This window comes from Rhizobium sp. NFR07, from assembly GCF_900111905.1.
GTDB lineage: Bacteria > Pseudomonadota > Alphaproteobacteria > Rhizobiales > Rhizobiaceae > Neorhizobium.
Genome location: NZ_FOKM01000001.1, coordinates 166,844 through 181,494, shown reverse-complemented (window position 1 = coordinate 181,494; position 14,651 = coordinate 166,844). Strand labels below are relative to the sequence as shown.

Genomic DNA, 14,651 nt, shown 5'->3' with positions numbered 1-14,651 from the left:
CTCACGCAGCCTTTGCCGGCGGAGAGAACAGGCCTTCGAGGAAGCGAAGATCCGCCTTTTCATCGAGCCGCTCCAGGCCCGCGGAAATCGCCTCCGCTTCAGGTGCGCCATCGAGGCAGTCGGCGAATTTCGCCCGGCGATCCTCTCGCGAGAACGGATTTGCCAAGCCGCCCCGCGCTGCCTGGCGCTCTGTCTCCAGTACGCGTCCATCGGCCAGCGTGATCTTGAGCCTGTGCGGCAGATAGGTTTTCGCTTCGGCCTCCTCGGCCGCGCTGTAATGGGTCATGCCGATCTTCGCCAACAAGGGATCTGCGGCAAAGACGTCGACGGCAGCAGGGGTGAAATCGGACAGCGACAGCGTCTTCTTTCGCAGGGCCAGCGCCAGGCAATACTGCATGGAAAACCGCGCCTGCATCTCGTCCTTCGGTTCGGGGTAAGCAAGATTGCGATAGTTTGCGATGCCGACATGGCAATCCGCGGAAACGATTGCATCCGGATCGATGTCCGTCTCGCGCATAAGGTCCAGCACCGCATCGACGATGAGGTGGGTGGAGCCGCAGCTGGGATGCAGTTTCGGCATGACCCCGACTGTCTCGATTGTGTGTGCGCGCGTCGCCGCGATTTCCGCAACGTCATAACCTACGGGCCGTGCGCCGCCGAACATTTCGACAAAGCCCTGTTCGCCCTCGAGGATATCGAGCCGCCCACGCAGACCCTCGGCCGCCAGGAGAGCGGCTTCCACCGCGTTGCGTGCAGCCATGCCTGCGTGAAATGGTTTTACCGGCGTGCCGAACTGACCCTTGGTGCCGGACGCCATGCTGGCGCCGAGCGACAATGCGCGGGCGATGCCTGCCGCATCGAGACCGATCAGTTTCGCCACACCGGCGGCCGTGCCGATACTGCCGACGGTGGAGGTGCCGTGCCAGCCTGCCGTATAATGCGAGCCCGCGACGCCGCTGCCGACAAAGGCCTGCGCCTGCAGCCCGACGAGATAGGCATCGACCAACGCGCGCCCGCTCGCGCCAACGCGGTCGGCGACCGCAAGCAGGGCCGGCACGATGACCGCCGATGCGTGGCTCATCCCGGGGCGAAAGTTGTCGTCATAGTCCAGCGCGTGCGCCGCCGTACCGTTGACCAATGCGGCGACGGACGGAGACTGCCGGCCACCGGTGACGAGGGCCGCCTCGCCGGCGAGTTGCCAGCCGAACGCGCGAGCGACGGCGACCGTGCTCATGTCGTTGCGGCCGGCATAGAGGCAGGCGATCGTATCGGCGATCGCTTCCCGTGCAAGGCGGCGGGCGGTGTCGCTGGGGACGGGCGGGGTGGCGCACCAGGTGGCGATGGTTTCGATGACGGTCATAATCAAAGGCCTCTTGTCTGCTTTTTGGGAATGCACTTTCTCGCCGTCCCGACAGGCACGGTTCGCAGAAGACTGAGTTTGATGGGTATCGACGATCAGGACGTGTCGTTGAGCGCGGCAAGTAGCAGGCGCAGCAACCTTCCCATTTTGAAGCGGTTGACTTCGCGGCCGGAAATCCCGGTATCGACGCGGTGAACGACGACCATGTCCAGTGCCGGGATGACGATGCAGTAATGGCCGCCGGCACCCATGGCGGCGTAGCTGCCCTTCGGCGTCACAACGCCGGGCAGGAACACGCCGTCCCGTTCCAGCCACCACATGTAACCGTAGCCGCCGTGGGTGCCCGCATCGGAATAGGGCATGACGCATTCCTGCGCCCAGCCCGCCGGCAGGATAGGTACACCGTTCCACACACCCTGCTGCAGGAAGAGCTGCCCGAAGCGGGCCAGATCCCGGCTCGACATGCGGAACGGATAGGCGCGGTGGTGGCTGATATCGAATCTCTCGTGCCAGCCATCCGGCGTTTCGCCCTCGAGCGCAAAATCCTCCATGCCGATCTGCCCGGCGATGCGCCGGGCAAAAGTGTGATGCACAGTTTCGCCGGTCAGCTTTTCGAAGATCGTGCCGAGCGCATTGAAGTCCCAGTTGTTGTAGCACCAGAAGGTGCCGGGCGCGTGGGAATGACGCTTCTCCTTGATGCGCCGCATCCACGGTGTTTCGTAGCCCGCCGGATGGTAGATGCCGGACCGGGCTGTCAGGAGATCATAGACGGTCGCCTGCCTCTCTATGTCGCTCAGCCCCTGGCAGTCGTCGATCCCGAGACTTTCCAGCGTGGCCGAAAGGTCGATCCGTCCTTCCTCGACCTCGAAGCCGATCAATGCCGCGAGGAAGCTCTTGCGCATGGAATGGCAGAGAAACTTCTTTTCCGCGTCACCAATGGAGAATGCCACCTGGCCATGCCGGACGACCAGGAGCATATCGGTTGCCTGCGATGCCGCGCAGGCGCGCACCGCTTCCAGCCGCTCCTCGCTAAACCCGGTATCGGTCGCAGTGGCTTGCCCTTGCCGGCCGTGAACCGGATGCGAGATCGAGGGGCCCTCGGTCATGCCACCACCTCGGCATCGCGGGCAACGGCCTCGACGCTGGCCTGCAGGAACTCCCGGGTATAGTCCTCTCTCGCTTCGGACTTGCGGATCTGTCCCGCTGTCAGTTCCTCGATGATACGCCCCCTGTGCATCATGCCGGCCCGCTCGCAGATATGGGCAATGACGGCGAGGTCATGGCTGACCATCAGATAGGTCAGGTTCCGCTCGATCCTGAGGCGCTTGAGGAGATTGAGGATTTCGGCCTGGACGGAGACGTCAAGCGCGGAGGTGGGCTCGTCGAGCAGCAGGATATCCGGCTCGATTATCAGTGCCCGGGCGATCGCCACGCGCTGGCGCTGGCCGCCCGACAATTCATGCGGATAACGATAGCGGAAGGACGGACCGAGGCCGACGGCATCGAGCGTCTCCGCAATGCGTTCGGAATGCCGGTCGAAGCCATGGATCTTCAGCGGCTCTGACAGGACCTTCTCGACGATCTTGCGCGGATGGAGCGAGCCGAAGGGATCTTGAAACACCATCTGCGCCCGGCGGAAAAACTCTTTGTCGCGCTTTTTCGGCAGTTCGCGATCGTTGAGCGTCAGCGCGCCTTCGTACTCGCCGTTGAGGCCGGAAAGCGCCCGTAGAATGGTGGATTTTCCACAACCTGATTCACCGATCAGGCCGTAGGCTTCACCCTTGCCGATGCGGAACGACACGTCGTCCACCACGCGATTGCGGGCGTGCTGCGGGCCGAAGCTGATGGAGAGGCCGATCGCCTCGATGAGGGGGCGGCTCGGTTTCATGCCAGAACTCCGTTGCGATAGACGGGACCATCGAGCCAGGACGGATCGCGTACCGGCACCTTCAGTTCATCGGCTTCGGTGTCGAGACGCGGCAGGCTCTGCAGCAGCGCCTGGGTATAGGGATGCTGCGCCTTGTGGAGGTCCCTGGCCGGCAGGTCTTCCATGATCCGGCCGGCATACATGACCAGCACGCGGTCGCAGAAACCGGCGACGAGATTGAGATCGTGGCTGATGAACATCAGGCCGGTGCCACGCCGCGTCACCAGTTCGTCGAGAATGGTCAGCACCTGACGGCGCACCGTCACGTCGAGCGCCGAGGTTGGCTCGTCGGCGATGATCAGGTCAGGCTCGGGGATAAGCATCATGGCAATCATGATGCGCTGGCCCATGCCCCCGGAAACCTCGTGCGGAAACAGGTTGAAGACGCGTTCGGGATCGCGGATCTGCACCGATTCCAACATGGCGAGCGCCTTCACCCGCGCCTCCGCCTTCGGCGATCTGTGATGCAGGCGATAGGCCTCGACGATCTGCTGGCCGATGCGCATCAGCGGGTTCAGTGAATATTTCGGATCCTGAAGGATCATCGAGATGCGATTGCCGCGGATCTTTCGCATGTCCTTTTCGCTTGCTGCGAGAAGGTCGGTATCCTTGAAGCACATGTGGCCGGCGCTGATCGTCGCCACCTTCGGTGTCAGCTTGAGGAGCGCACGGCCGGTCTGCGACTTGCCCGAGCCGGATTCTCCGACGATGCCGACCTTTTCCCGGCCGATGGTGAAGGACACGCCGCGCACGGCATCGAATGTGCGTTGCGGTGTTTCGAAGCGGATCGTCAGATCCTTGACGTCGATCAGCGGCTTATCCATGGCGGGGATCCAATATGTCGCGCAGGCCGTCGCCCAACAGGTTGAAGGCGAGGCTGGTGAGCAGGATGGCGGTTCCGGGGATCGCGGCGATCCACCAGCTGGTCATCACGAATTCGCGGCCGGAGGACAGCATCGTGCCCCATTCCGGGCTGGGCGGCTGGGCGCCGAGACCGAGAAAACCGAGACCGGCGGCGGTCAGAATGATCGCGGCCATGTTGAGTGTGACGCGCACCACGACGGAGGGGATGCACATCGGCATGATGTGGCCGAAGATGATGCGCAGGCTCGAGGCGCCTTGCAGGCGAACGGCGGCGATATAGTCCGACTTGCGGATCGTCAGCGTTTCGGCGCGCGCAAGCCGCGCGATCGGCGGCCAGGAGGCAAGCGAGATCGCGATGATGGCATTCTCGATTCCCGGTCCGAGCGCCGCCACGAAAGCCAGCGCGAGGATGAGGTTCGGGAAGGCGAGGAACACGTCGACGATGCGCATCAGCACCGTATCGACCCAGCCGCCGAGATAGCCCGCCGTCGTTCCGACGATCAGTCCGATCGGCGCCACGATGACCGTCGTCAGAAGTGCGATGTAAAGCGTGATGCGGGCACCGAACAGGAGACGGCTGTAGACGTCCCGGCCGAGTTCGTCGGTGCCCAGCCAATGTTCCGCCGACGGTGCGAGAAGACGGGCCGCAAGGTTCTGCTCGAATATGTCATGGGTCGCGAGAAGCGGTGCGAAGAGTGCCGCCAGAAGCAGGATGACGATGACGCAGAGGCCGAACAGGGCCGATCCGTTGGCGTGCAGCCGCCGCCATTGCAGCCACAATTGCTGCATGCGGGCATGGAAGGGAGAAGCCGGCACCGGTGCACGCAGCCATTGGCCGAGACCTGAGTGCGAAGTGGCTGCCGGCGCGGCCGGCGAAGCGATTGCTTTGTCTGTCATGGCGGCCTCAGCGGGTTCTGGGGTCGAAGACGCGATAGAGAAGATCGCAGATCAGGTTGAGCGTGACGAAGATGACGCCGACGAGAAGCGAGCAGCCGACCACGGCATTCATGTCGCCCACGAGAAGGGCGTTCGTCAGGTAGCGGCCGAAACCGGGCAAGGCGAATACCGTCTCGGTCAGCACCGCGCCTTCGAGCAGGAAGGCATAGGAGAGCGCCACGACGGTCATGACCTGCACGGCGACGTTGCGGAAGGCGTGGATCCACACCGTTCTCGCCCAGGAAAGGCCTTTGACGCGGGCCGTGACGATATATTCCTGGGACAGCTGCTCGATCATGAAGCTGCGCGTCATACGGCTGATATAGGCGAGCGCGCCGAAACCGAGGATCGAGGCGGGCAGGATGATGTGGCCGAAGACGTTGCGGAACACTTCCCAGTTTCCGACGATCGCCGTGTCGATCAGGTAGAAGCCGGTGATCGGTTCGATGTCGAATTCGTAGATGAAGTCGATGCGCCCGGGGCCTCCGATCCAGCCGAGCGTGGCGTAGAAGAGCACCAGACCCATCAGGCCGAGCCAGAAGTTGGGTGCCGAATAACCGATCAGGCCGGTGAAGCGGATGGCATTGTCGAGCCAGGAATTGCGGTACATGGCCGACAGAACACCGGCCGGAATGCCAAGTCCTGTGCCGATGATGATCGACAGCGTGGCAAGTTCGATGGTTGCCGGGAAGACCCGGGCGATATCGTCCATGACCGGTTTTCCGGTGGTCAGCGCATTGCCGAAGTCGAGCGACACGATGCCCTTCACATAGACGCCGAACTGATACCAGAGCGGCTTGTCCATGCCGAGCGACGCCCGCATCTGCTCGTAGGCTTCCTGGGTCGCGTTGTCGCCAAGGATGGAGGCGACGGGATCGATCGGCAGCATCCTGCCGATGAAGAATGTCAGGGCCGCGAGGCCGAACAGGGTGACGAAGATGGGCAGCAGCGTCTTGCCGAGAATGCTCAGCACGACGATGACCGGATTGGGCTTCGTACCGTTCTCCGCATCGCTGCGGGGAACCGAGTGGGTAAGGTCCGCCATGAGTGGACCGCCTTACTTGGAGGCCAGGTCGTAGTAGACGCGAAAGCCGTTCCAGGTCCAGTTCTGGACCTTATCGCTCATGCCCAGGATGTTATACATCTGGTACATGATGGCCATCGGGCCAGTCTCCATGACATCCTTTTGCAGCGAGGCGTAGAGTTCGTTACGTTTGTCTGCGTCGCCTTCCAGAAGAGCGGCCTGAACGCGCTTGTTGTAATCCTCGTTCTGGAAAGCCGCACGCCAGGACGGATACTGCGTCAGCTTGGCTTCCGGGCGGTTGTCCGGGTTGGAAACGAGACGCGAAGCATTGCCGTGCGCATCCGGTACGCCCGTCTGCCATGCCTGCATGCCGGTCTGGAATTCACGACCACGAATGCGGGCGAACAGCTGGGCGTTGGCCATGCGCTCGATATTGAGTTTGACGCCGATCTTGGCGGCATTGGCCTGGACACTCTGGGCGATCGGTGCCGAATGCGGCAGGGTGCCGATCAGAACGCTGGCCTCGAAACCATCCGGATAACCGCCCTCAGCCAGCAGTGCCTTTGCCTTGTCGATGTCGAGCTTGAAGGGCTGTCCTTCTTCGGCATCGAGGGCACCGACCGCACCGAGCTGCGCAAAGCTGGCGCGTGGGACGCCGAGATAGGTCATGACCGACTTGGCCAGCCCGTCGTAATCGATCAAGTAACGCATGGCGAGCCGCACCTTCTCGTTCTTGAAGATCGGGTCGGTGGCGTTGAAGGTCCAGAAAAACAGCTGGGGCTTGAGCACCCGTTCCACCTTGAGCCCGGGCTTGCCGTCGAGATCGGCCAGATCGTCCGGAGACAGGTCGCGGGCGATATCGACGTCGCCCTGCTGCAGCAGAAGGCGCTGTGTGCCCGGCTCGGCCACGTGGCGGATCAGGACGCGCTTCAGCTTCGGCGCTTCACCATAATAATCGTCGTTGGCCTGCAGAACGATGGACTCGCCGGCGTTCCACTGAACGAGCTTGTAGGGGCCGACGCAGGCGGTGTTGGTCGCCAGATATTTGTTGCCCATGTCGCCGTTGACCTCGTTCGAGGTCAACGTCTTCTGGTCGAGGATCGCCGACACCCGATTGGCGCCGATCGCCTGCAGGATCAGATTGGTCGGATAGGGCTTGTCCAGCTTCATCACCAGCGTGTCGTCATCCGGCGCGGTGATGAGATCGGTGACGTTTTCCTTGTTGAAGCCGTATTCGGTCATCGCCGCGGCATTGCCGAAACCGAGCTTGATGACGCGCTGCATCGACCAGGCCAGCTCCTTGGCGGTTGCCGGCGCGCCACCGGGGAAGGTCATGCCTTGGTTGAGATGGAAGGTGATCTGCTGGCGATCTTCCGATACATCCCAGCTCTTGGCGAGAAGCGGCACGACCTTGGACTCGTCCTTTGGATCGAAATCCACCAGCGAGTCGCAGGTGTTCTGCAGAAGTTCGTTGGTGACAACCTCGCCGACCTGGGCCGGGTCGAAGGTGCTGATGGCATCGATGTTCCAGGCCATGACCAGGGCCGAGGACGGCGTGGCGGCATGAGCGGGCAGGCTGATGGAGGATATCAATGCCGTCGCAGTGACAGCGGCAATCGCCTTGCGGTGTCTGGCCAAATGTTTCGTCATCATGCTCTCAGTTCCCCTTGTTTTGAATCTTGAACGCTTGATTTGAGGCCGGGGGCCGGTTTCCGCCCCCGGTTATTCGGTGTCAGGCAGCCTCCTTCGGGCGCGGCTGAAGCGGCGGCTCGACGTCGGACGGGATCGGGCAGACATAGGCCGTCCTGCCCACCCGCGCCTGATGGTCGGCCTTGGCAGCGGCGAGCAGGTCGGCGTCTTCGAACAGGTCGATGGCGGTTCCGGCCATCATCTTGGCGGCATGGGTCATGCCCTTGTGGGCGGCCGGCGTCTTGCCCTGCGCCGTGACCTGCCAGGAATGTCCCGGCGTGCCGATCGCGATCGTCGCGGCATGCGCCTGCACGGTCGGCATCAGCCAGCTGACGTCACCGACATCGGTGGAACCGATCATCGGCTCGCCATGGACGTCGAGCGGAACGATGAAATCGCAGAGCGGCGTATCTTCGCGGCGCGGCAGGCCGGTTCGCAGATAGGCGTTGTCGATGTCGTCGTTGCTCAGCGTCGCCTGGATCTTTGCGGCAAACGCCTTGTCCTCGGCATCGAAGGGCACCGGACCTAGACGCTCCAGATTGCGCTGCATCGCCTCTTCCAGCGGCCTGTTGGCGAGAAGATTGGAGACGGCGCTCATAATCGAGATATCGACCGTGGTGCCGGTCATCATGGCAGCACCGAGCGCTACCTGCTTGACCCGCTCGTTGAGGTCCAGCATCCCCTTCAGGTCACGCGAGCGGATCGCGTAACGCACGGCCGACTTGGCCTGCACGACATTCGGCGCGATACCGCCGGAATCCAGCATGGCATAGTGGATGCGGCTGGAATCCGGCACGTGCTCGCGCAGATAGTTGACGCCGACATTCATCAGTTCGACGGCATCGAGCGCGGAGCGGCCGAGATGCGGGGCGGCGGCGGCATGCGAGGCGCGACCGGTGAACTTGAAATCCATGCGGGTGTTGGCGAGCGACTGAGCACGGGCAACTTCCGTGAAGGCGCCCGGATGCCAGGTGATCGCCGCATCGACGCCGTCGAAGGCGCCTTCGCGCGCCATGAAGGATTTCGCCGCGCCGCCTTCTTCGGCCGGGCAGCCGTAGTAACGCACGCGGCCCGGCTTGCCGGTCTTTTCCAGCCAGTCCTTGATCGCGGTTGCGGCAAGCATCGCGGCGGAACCGAGCAGGTTGTGACCGCAGCCATGGCCGTGGCCGGTGCCGGGCATCGGCTTCGGCTCGGCAATTCCCGCTTCTTGGCTCAGACCCGGCAGCGCGTCGTACTCGCCGAGGATCGCGATGATCGGCCCGCCTTCGCCGGCTTCACCCATGACGGCCGTCGGAATGCCCGCCACGTTATCGGTGACGCGAAATCCCTGCTGGCGCAGCATCGCGGCATGTTCGGCAACCGAGGCATACTCGGTGTAGGCGATTTCCGGCATGCCCCAGACGCGGTCGCTCAGGGCTTCGAACTCCGCCCTGTGCTCATCGACGAGATCCCAGATCGGCTCACTGTTCTGCATGTCTAAACTCTCCAATAAGACTTGCTGTCAAAGATGTTTTTCGAGGAAGCGGGCGAAGGTGGAAAACACCTTCACGCGGTTTTCGCGTCGGGCGAACCCATGCCCCTCATGGTCGATCCGCAGATACTCACAGTCGTGGCCGAGGCCGCTCAGGCAGGAATAGACGTCCTCGCTCTGGCCCATCGGTACGCGCGGATCACGGTTTGCATGCACGATGAGGACCGGCGCCTTCATGCGGGCTATACGGTTGATCGGCGAGAACCGTTCAAGCGCTTCCCGCATTACCGCCGGCTCGCCATATTCGGCGGCACGCTGCTGCCGCCCCCAGGGGCCGGTCGCCAGCAGATGGGTCAGAAAGTTGCCGACACCGTAGAAATCGACGCCGAGCGACCAAAGCTCGGGATCCTCCGTCAGCGCGGACAGAACCATAAAGCCGCCATAGGAGCGGCCGAACACGCCGATACGGTTGGCGTCCACGTCATCGCGGGCGCCGACCGCCAGCCGGATTGCCGTCAGGTCGGCCACCGAATCCATCCGCTTCTCGCGGTCGTCGAGCTGATGGAATGTGCGGCCATAGCCCGTGCTGCCGCGCACATTGGGCGCCACGACCATCACCCCCTGGCTCAGCAGGAACTGGACGTCGGTGCGAAAATCCGGTCGCCACTGCATTTCCGGCCCGCCATGCACGATGAACAGTACGGGATAGCCTCCGGCCGGCGGCGGAGATGCCGGCGTGTAGATGCAGGCCGGTATGGCGAGGCCGTCAAAGCTTTCGAAATGCGCGATCACCGGATCGACAAAGCCCGAGATATCGAGCCCCCTCGCATCCGCGCTCACCAGTTCCTCGAAGCGACCGGTTCCAAGGTCGAGCCTCCAGATTGCCGGCGGTCTCGATGCGCTCTCCAGCGGAAAGATCAGCGAGCTGCCATCCGGCGTGAAGGCGATCGAGCCGATCACGCCGGATGGTTGCCCCTCGAAAGAGGTGAGACCGCTGCCGTCGCGCTCGACGATGCCGATGCGGCTCCAGCCATCTTCGTTTGCGAGAAACGCAATACGGGTCTGATCGGGCGCCAGCGCCAGCGCCTCGGCATTGCGGTTGGGAAGCTCCACCACCGGCGCCGCGCTGCCGCCCTCCGCCGCAAACCTGCGGATTGCCATGAAATCGCTGTCCTGGTCGCAGACGGCCACACCGCCGCTGCCATCCTTGAAAAGCCGGGCGGCGAGATAACGCGCCTTGCCTTCATGCGGCATTAGCGGGGAGAGGGCACCCGTGTCGATCTCGAGGCGATAGATATCCTGGTCATTGCCGGAACGGACAGATTCGCGCACCAGAAGCGATTTCCCGTCGGGGAAAAAGGCCAGCACTTCGCGCATGCCACGGCCACTGAGCACGGTCGAGAATTCGCCGGTCTCGACGTCCATGACATGCACAGCCATGTCATGGGGCGAACGGGCGTTCGAGGCGTAGGCTATGCGCTTGCCGTCCGGCGACCATGCGCCCCACAGATGCACGACGGTCGGCGCCTTTGTCAGGGGCAGGGGCGGGGAGTCGAGATCCGGCAGCAGCCACAGTTGATGGCGCTCGTCGCCGCCGCAATCCATGGTGAAGAGAATTCCGGCTCGCTTCGGGTTGAAAGCGAAAGCGCCGACCGGTTCCGGCATGTGGGTCAGCTGTCGCGCTGTCCCGACATTTCCCGTCGCACTCAGGGGCCTGACGTAAAGTTGGTTGAAGCCGGTTTCGTCGGAAAGATAGGCAAGCCATGCACCGTCCGGCGAAACCGCCGGCGCCTTGACGGCGCGGACTTCGAGGTACGGTTCGATAGCCGCGGCCCAGAACGTTTTCTCCGTCATGCGCCATGCTCCATCATAGCCTGCTCGGTGGGGCGCAACTGATGGCGAAGCCTTTCGCCCGCAGCAATAAGTTCCTCGAACATCGCGCCCTTGGTGGACTGGTGATTGGCTTCCGTGACGATCGTGAAGCCCGCTTCGGGCCATGCCCGGTGCAGTCGCCATGCCGACAGCATCGGCGTTACGGTGTCATACCGACCATTGACGATCTGGCAGGGCAGATGGCGTATCCGGTCGATACCGGCGAGCAGCTGGCCGGGCGCCAGAAAGGCGCTGTTTATGCAGTAGTGGGTAAACAACCGTGCCACGGAAAGCGCTGACTTCGGGTCAAGCAGGGTCGCCACATGGGCAGGGTCGGGAAGGAAAGTCTGGGTCTTGGCGGAGAATTCCCGCAAACTCAGCGCCGCGGCCACCTCCGTCTGGGCGTTGCCGCATGTCAGCCTTCTGTAATAGGCGGACAGAAGATCGTGGCGTTCCTCATCGGGAATAAAGGCGGCGAACTCTTCCCACTGATCCGGAAAGATCGCACGCACGCCGTTGAACCACCAGTCGATGTCTTCCGGCCCTGCCAGGAAGATGCCGTGGAGACGAAAGCCGAGGCAGCGCTCCGGATGCGCCTGCCCGTAGGCGAGCGCCAGACAGCTGCCCCAGGAACCGCCGGCAACGAGCCAGTGATCGATGCCGAGGTGCTCACGGAGGGATTCGATGTCGCCGATCAACGCCGAGGTCGTGTTGCCCTCGATGCTCGCATGCGGCGCGGATTTGCCCGCGCCGCGCTGGTCGAACGTGATGACGCGAAATGCCGAAAGATCGAAACTCTCGATCTGCCCGCGGGATATGCCGGCGCCGGGCCCGCCATGAAGCAAGATGACCGGAGTCCTCGTGCGGTCTCCGTAGTCCTCGACATTGAGAACATGGCCGCCCCCCACGTTGAACTCGAAAACACGCTTCTTGCTGTCACCGTCTGTCGTCATAGCTAGCCAATCATGACAAGGAGAAAAATAGCATTTCTGCTTAAATTTTTATCAGCGCTATATTTTGAGCATCATGTGCGAGAAAGTGCGTAAGCGTCCAATGCAAAAATGAAATCGCTCATTCCGTTTTGGAATAGTTTTGGATTTTAGCCGGAGAGAGTAACCAAACGCCGTGTAGGCGGACCGGACGTGGTCGAGGTCCGATCATCCCCCGGCTAACCGATGCACGGCCGCGTCAAGGTGTTGATCGCGCCCCATAGCTCTGATTGGTTCCGCTTAGATGAAGCGTTATGGTTTTCAATCGCTTAGCGAACCAACGCGGGTCGAAGGTTCCGATCCGTTCAAGAGGTTAGAGCCGATTTAAAGGTATCACTGATAAAACAATATTGTCGTCCTGAGCCCAATCATACATTTTCAGTGCAGGCAGCAAGTCTTTGCCGCCTGCACTGAAAGTTGCACGTCACTGGAAGACGATGACGTCGTAGGTATCAAGGACCGGCAGGGTCACGCTAGTGTAGCCGCCTTTCCTGGCGAGCGGCAGCTCCCGGCCACTGGTGGCTGCTCGGGCGATACTGAATTGTCCCTCAACCTCAATCTGTATTGCCGCCATCGGGATCGCCGGATGATACGAAACCTGCGAAGCGCCGGACAGGTTTACAAGATGCACCAGCGTCCTGCCTGATTGTCGCTGCTGCTGAAGCGTGACCTGCACCATCGGGTGTGCATTTGTCCAGATCTGCCGGCCTTTCGGCAGAAGGTGGTCGATAAGATCATTGAACAATGCCGAATGAGAGGGCGCGCCGGCGCGGTAATAAAGTTCGCCGATATCCCAAGGAAGGTAGGCAAGCTCTCCGTCCCCGTAGCGGTTCAGGTAGAGACCGGCCAGGTCGGTGTCGTGCATGCCTTCGCCGACCATCTCCATGGGATTGACCTTGGTACGCGGAACAAGGGTCAGGGCTGATTGCCCGCCTGTTTCGAGCTCAAGGAAATCACTGTAGACGAAGAGAAGGTCGGTGCCAGACAGGGATGGGAACAAACCGCCGTCCCGGACCCGCCAATAGGAGGCCAGTGTCTCCTTGCGATCCCATTTGCGGATCGTGCGCGGCAGATCGAGATCGGGTTTGGTCACACCGGCCGCAAGAACCCGTCCGCCCTTGCGCAGATAACCGTCGAGCGCGGCAGGCGCCCCGTTCGGCGCGATGACAAGGTCGTAGCGCCCGGGATCGTCATCTATCCAGGTCAGGTCGTTCGACAGCACGAAGGGTATGTGATTTTCGGTCAGCAACCGGAAAAATCCGGACATGGCAAGGTGTGCGTTTTCATTTCCGCTCCCGAGCTCATCGCTGTCGCGATATCCAAATCCGCCATTGCCCGGCGTTGTCGCATCCGGCTTGCGCATTTCGCCAAAACGAAACAGTCTGCCCGCAAATGACGTCCGTGCGCCATCCAGCAGCAGCACGCGGGCGGCATTCGTCTGCCTGACATAAAGGTGCTGATGTTTGCGATGGAACCTGAAAGCGGGTTTCGCGCCCCTTTCACCGTTCAAATCGTGCTGTTCATGGTTGCCGTTGACGAAGAGATAGGGCCCGGCGCCGTTCGCCATGTTCTGATAGGCACGGATCTCGCCTTCCGCGGCGGAACGGTGCACATAACGCCAGCGCCCATCGAAAAACGCGGAATCATTGTTGAACGGCATGCGATCCGGGAAGGCGGCACGTGCTCGGTTGACGGTTTCGCTTGCATCATAAAGCCAGAATGCGTGCGCCTCGGCGATGGGTGCACCATGGGTTTCCGAATTGGTGGAATCCGCCGATTTGCCGACCATGAAGTTGATCGCCGGATTTCGATCCTTGACGAAACTGCGGATCCTTGTGGCGAGGTCGCCGGCGCAATCATCCATGAAGGCAATATATTGCGCATCGGGTTGCAGCGGCAGGTCGGAACTATATTTCGCCGCATAGAGACGTTTGCAATTGTCGCACTGGCAGGGGCCGAAGGCGTTGCGTTGACCGCCGCCATAGTTGAAGAAGATCCCGTCGAATGGATAGCGGGTCAGCGCCTCATCCATGATCTTGAAGATATGCTCCTGCATGTATCCGCCGTTGATACACATGACATGCGTGTCGTTCCAGAGCGGCGAGTTGCCATGCCGGTCCCGCTGCACCCAGTCGGGATGTGCTGCAAGAATGGATTGATCCTGGTTTACCGTCCATTCGAACCGGGCAACGACATAGATGCCGCGCGCATGTGCTTTTTCGACGATCTCGCCGACGATGTCCCGACCCGGCGGCAGGGAGGGGGCCCGAACGTGATGATCGACCTCCGTCGGATAAAACGCGGCAACGCCGCCGGTCGGCAGGACAACGGCATTGGCATCGATATCGACCAGTTTTTCGACAAAGGCATCCGTGTCGACCGGAGCCTCGTATTGATTGTAGAGAAACAGGGCCATGCGAATGGGCTCGTCAATCCACCAGCCCTTTGCGTCACCGTCGGCCGATGATCGCGCCATGGGTTTGTTTGCTGCGTTATCCATGAGTTCCTCCCTTGTTGCA

General features: G+C 61.9%; 11 protein-coding genes. All 11 read right to left on the bottom strand.

The window, feature by feature from the left end; all coding sequences use genetic code 11:
• Position 1: 1 nt before the first annotated feature.
• The 11 genes from BM216_RS00755 to BM216_RS00705 all read right to left on the bottom strand — a co-directional run bounded on the left by BM216_RS00755 (position 2) and on the right by BM216_RS00705 (position 14,632).
• Positions 2-1,360 carry an MmgE/PrpD family protein gene (locus tag BM216_RS00755; protein ID WP_092994968.1) on the bottom strand — a complete coding sequence of 453 codons (1,359 nt, stop codon included), beginning with the start codon at positions 1,358-1,360 and terminating at the stop codon, positions 2-4.
• A gap of 95 nt (positions 1,361-1,455) precedes the next feature.
• Positions 1,456-2,466: a serine hydrolase domain-containing protein gene (locus tag BM216_RS00750; protein WP_092993456.1), complete on the bottom strand. Its 1,011-nt coding sequence runs from the start codon at positions 2,464-2,466 to the stop codon at positions 1,456-1,458.
• Entirely contained in the window at positions 2,463-3,248 is a 786-nt protein-coding gene (locus BM216_RS00745; RefSeq protein ID WP_092993453.1) for an ABC transporter ATP-binding protein, read from the bottom strand. Before BM216_RS00745 ends, BM216_RS00750 begins: the two co-directional genes overlap by 4 nt.
• Positions 3,245-4,111: an ABC transporter ATP-binding protein gene (locus BM216_RS00740; protein ID WP_092993450.1), complete on the bottom strand. Its 867-nt coding sequence runs from the start codon at positions 4,109-4,111 to the stop codon at positions 3,245-3,247. The genes BM216_RS00745 and BM216_RS00740 overlap by 4 nt, the downstream gene beginning before the upstream one ends.
• The gene (gene nikC, locus BM216_RS00735) at positions 4,104-5,048 is read right to left on the bottom strand and encodes a nickel transporter permease (protein ID WP_092993446.1); all 945 of its coding nucleotides are present in this window, start codon (positions 5,046-5,048) and stop codon (positions 4,104-4,106) included. Before nikC ends, BM216_RS00740 begins: the two co-directional genes overlap by 8 nt.
• A gap of 7 nt (positions 5,049-5,055) precedes the next feature.
• Positions 5,056-6,132 carry an ABC transporter permease gene (locus BM216_RS00730; RefSeq protein ID WP_092993443.1) on the bottom strand — a complete coding sequence of 359 codons (1,077 nt, stop codon included), beginning with the start codon at positions 6,130-6,132 and terminating at the stop codon, positions 5,056-5,058.
• Positions 6,133-6,144: 12 nt separating this feature from the next.
• On the bottom strand, positions 6,145-7,761 hold the full coding sequence (locus BM216_RS00725; RefSeq protein ID WP_092993440.1) for an ABC transporter substrate-binding protein: 1,617 nt from the start codon (positions 7,759-7,761) through the stop codon (positions 6,145-6,147).
• An 82-nt stretch (positions 7,762-7,843) separates the two neighbouring features.
• Positions 7,844-9,274 carry a M20 family metallopeptidase gene (locus tag BM216_RS00720; protein ID WP_092993437.1) on the bottom strand — a complete coding sequence of 477 codons (1,431 nt, stop codon included), beginning with the start codon at positions 9,272-9,274 and terminating at the stop codon, positions 7,844-7,846.
• A gap of 27 nt (positions 9,275-9,301) precedes the next feature.
• On the bottom strand, positions 9,302-11,125 hold the full coding sequence (locus BM216_RS00715) for a S9 family peptidase (protein ID WP_177230664.1): 1,824 nt from the start codon (positions 11,123-11,125) through the stop codon (positions 9,302-9,304).
• On the bottom strand, positions 11,122-12,096 hold the full coding sequence (pip, locus tag BM216_RS00710) for a prolyl aminopeptidase (protein WP_092993431.1): 975 nt from the start codon (positions 12,094-12,096) through the stop codon (positions 11,122-11,124). The genes BM216_RS00715 and pip overlap by 4 nt, the downstream gene beginning before the upstream one ends.
• Before the next feature lie 460 nt (positions 12,097-12,556).
• Positions 12,557-14,632 (bottom strand): family 10 glycosylhydrolase, encoded by a 2,076-nt coding sequence (locus tag BM216_RS00705; RefSeq protein WP_092993428.1) that lies wholly within the window; start codon positions 14,630-14,632, stop codon positions 12,557-12,559.
• Between the last annotated feature and the right edge of the window lie 19 nt (positions 14,633-14,651).

Bases quoted from the DNA above. Each gene is read 5' to 3' on its own strand.
- BM216_RS00755 (WP_092994968.1), bottom strand. From the start codon at position 1,360: ATGACCGTCATCGAAACCATCGCCACCTGGTGCGCCACCCCGCCCGTC.
- BM216_RS00750 (WP_092993456.1), bottom strand. From the start codon at position 2,466: ATGACCGAGGGCCCCTCGATCTCGCATCCGGTTCACGGCCGGCAAGGG.
- BM216_RS00745 (WP_092993453.1), bottom strand. From the start codon at position 3,248: ATGAAACCGAGCCGCCCCCTCATCGAGGCGATCGGCCTCTCCATCAGC.
- BM216_RS00740 (WP_092993450.1), bottom strand. From the start codon at position 4,111: ATGGATAAGCCGCTGATCGACGTCAAGGATCTGACGATCCGCTTCGAA.
- nikC (WP_092993446.1), bottom strand. From the start codon at position 5,048: ATGACAGACAAAGCAATCGCTTCGCCGGCCGCGCCGGCAGCCACTTCG.
- BM216_RS00730 (WP_092993443.1), bottom strand. From the start codon at position 6,132: ATGGCGGACCTTACCCACTCGGTTCCCCGCAGCGATGCGGAGAACGGT.
- BM216_RS00725 (WP_092993440.1), bottom strand. From the start codon at position 7,761: ATGACGAAACATTTGGCCAGACACCGCAAGGCGATTGCCGCTGTCACT.
- BM216_RS00720 (WP_092993437.1), bottom strand. From the start codon at position 9,274: ATGCAGAACAGTGAGCCGATCTGGGATCTCGTCGATGAGCACAGGGCG.
- BM216_RS00715 (WP_177230664.1), bottom strand. From the start codon at position 11,125: ATGACGGAGAAAACGTTCTGGGCCGCGGCTATCGAACCGTACCTCGAA.
- pip (WP_092993431.1), bottom strand. From the start codon at position 12,096: ATGACGACAGACGGTGACAGCAAGAAGCGTGTTTTCGAGTTCAACGTG.
- BM216_RS00705 (WP_092993428.1), bottom strand. From the start codon at position 14,632: ATGGATAACGCAGCAAACAAACCCATGGCGCGATCATCGGCCGACGGT.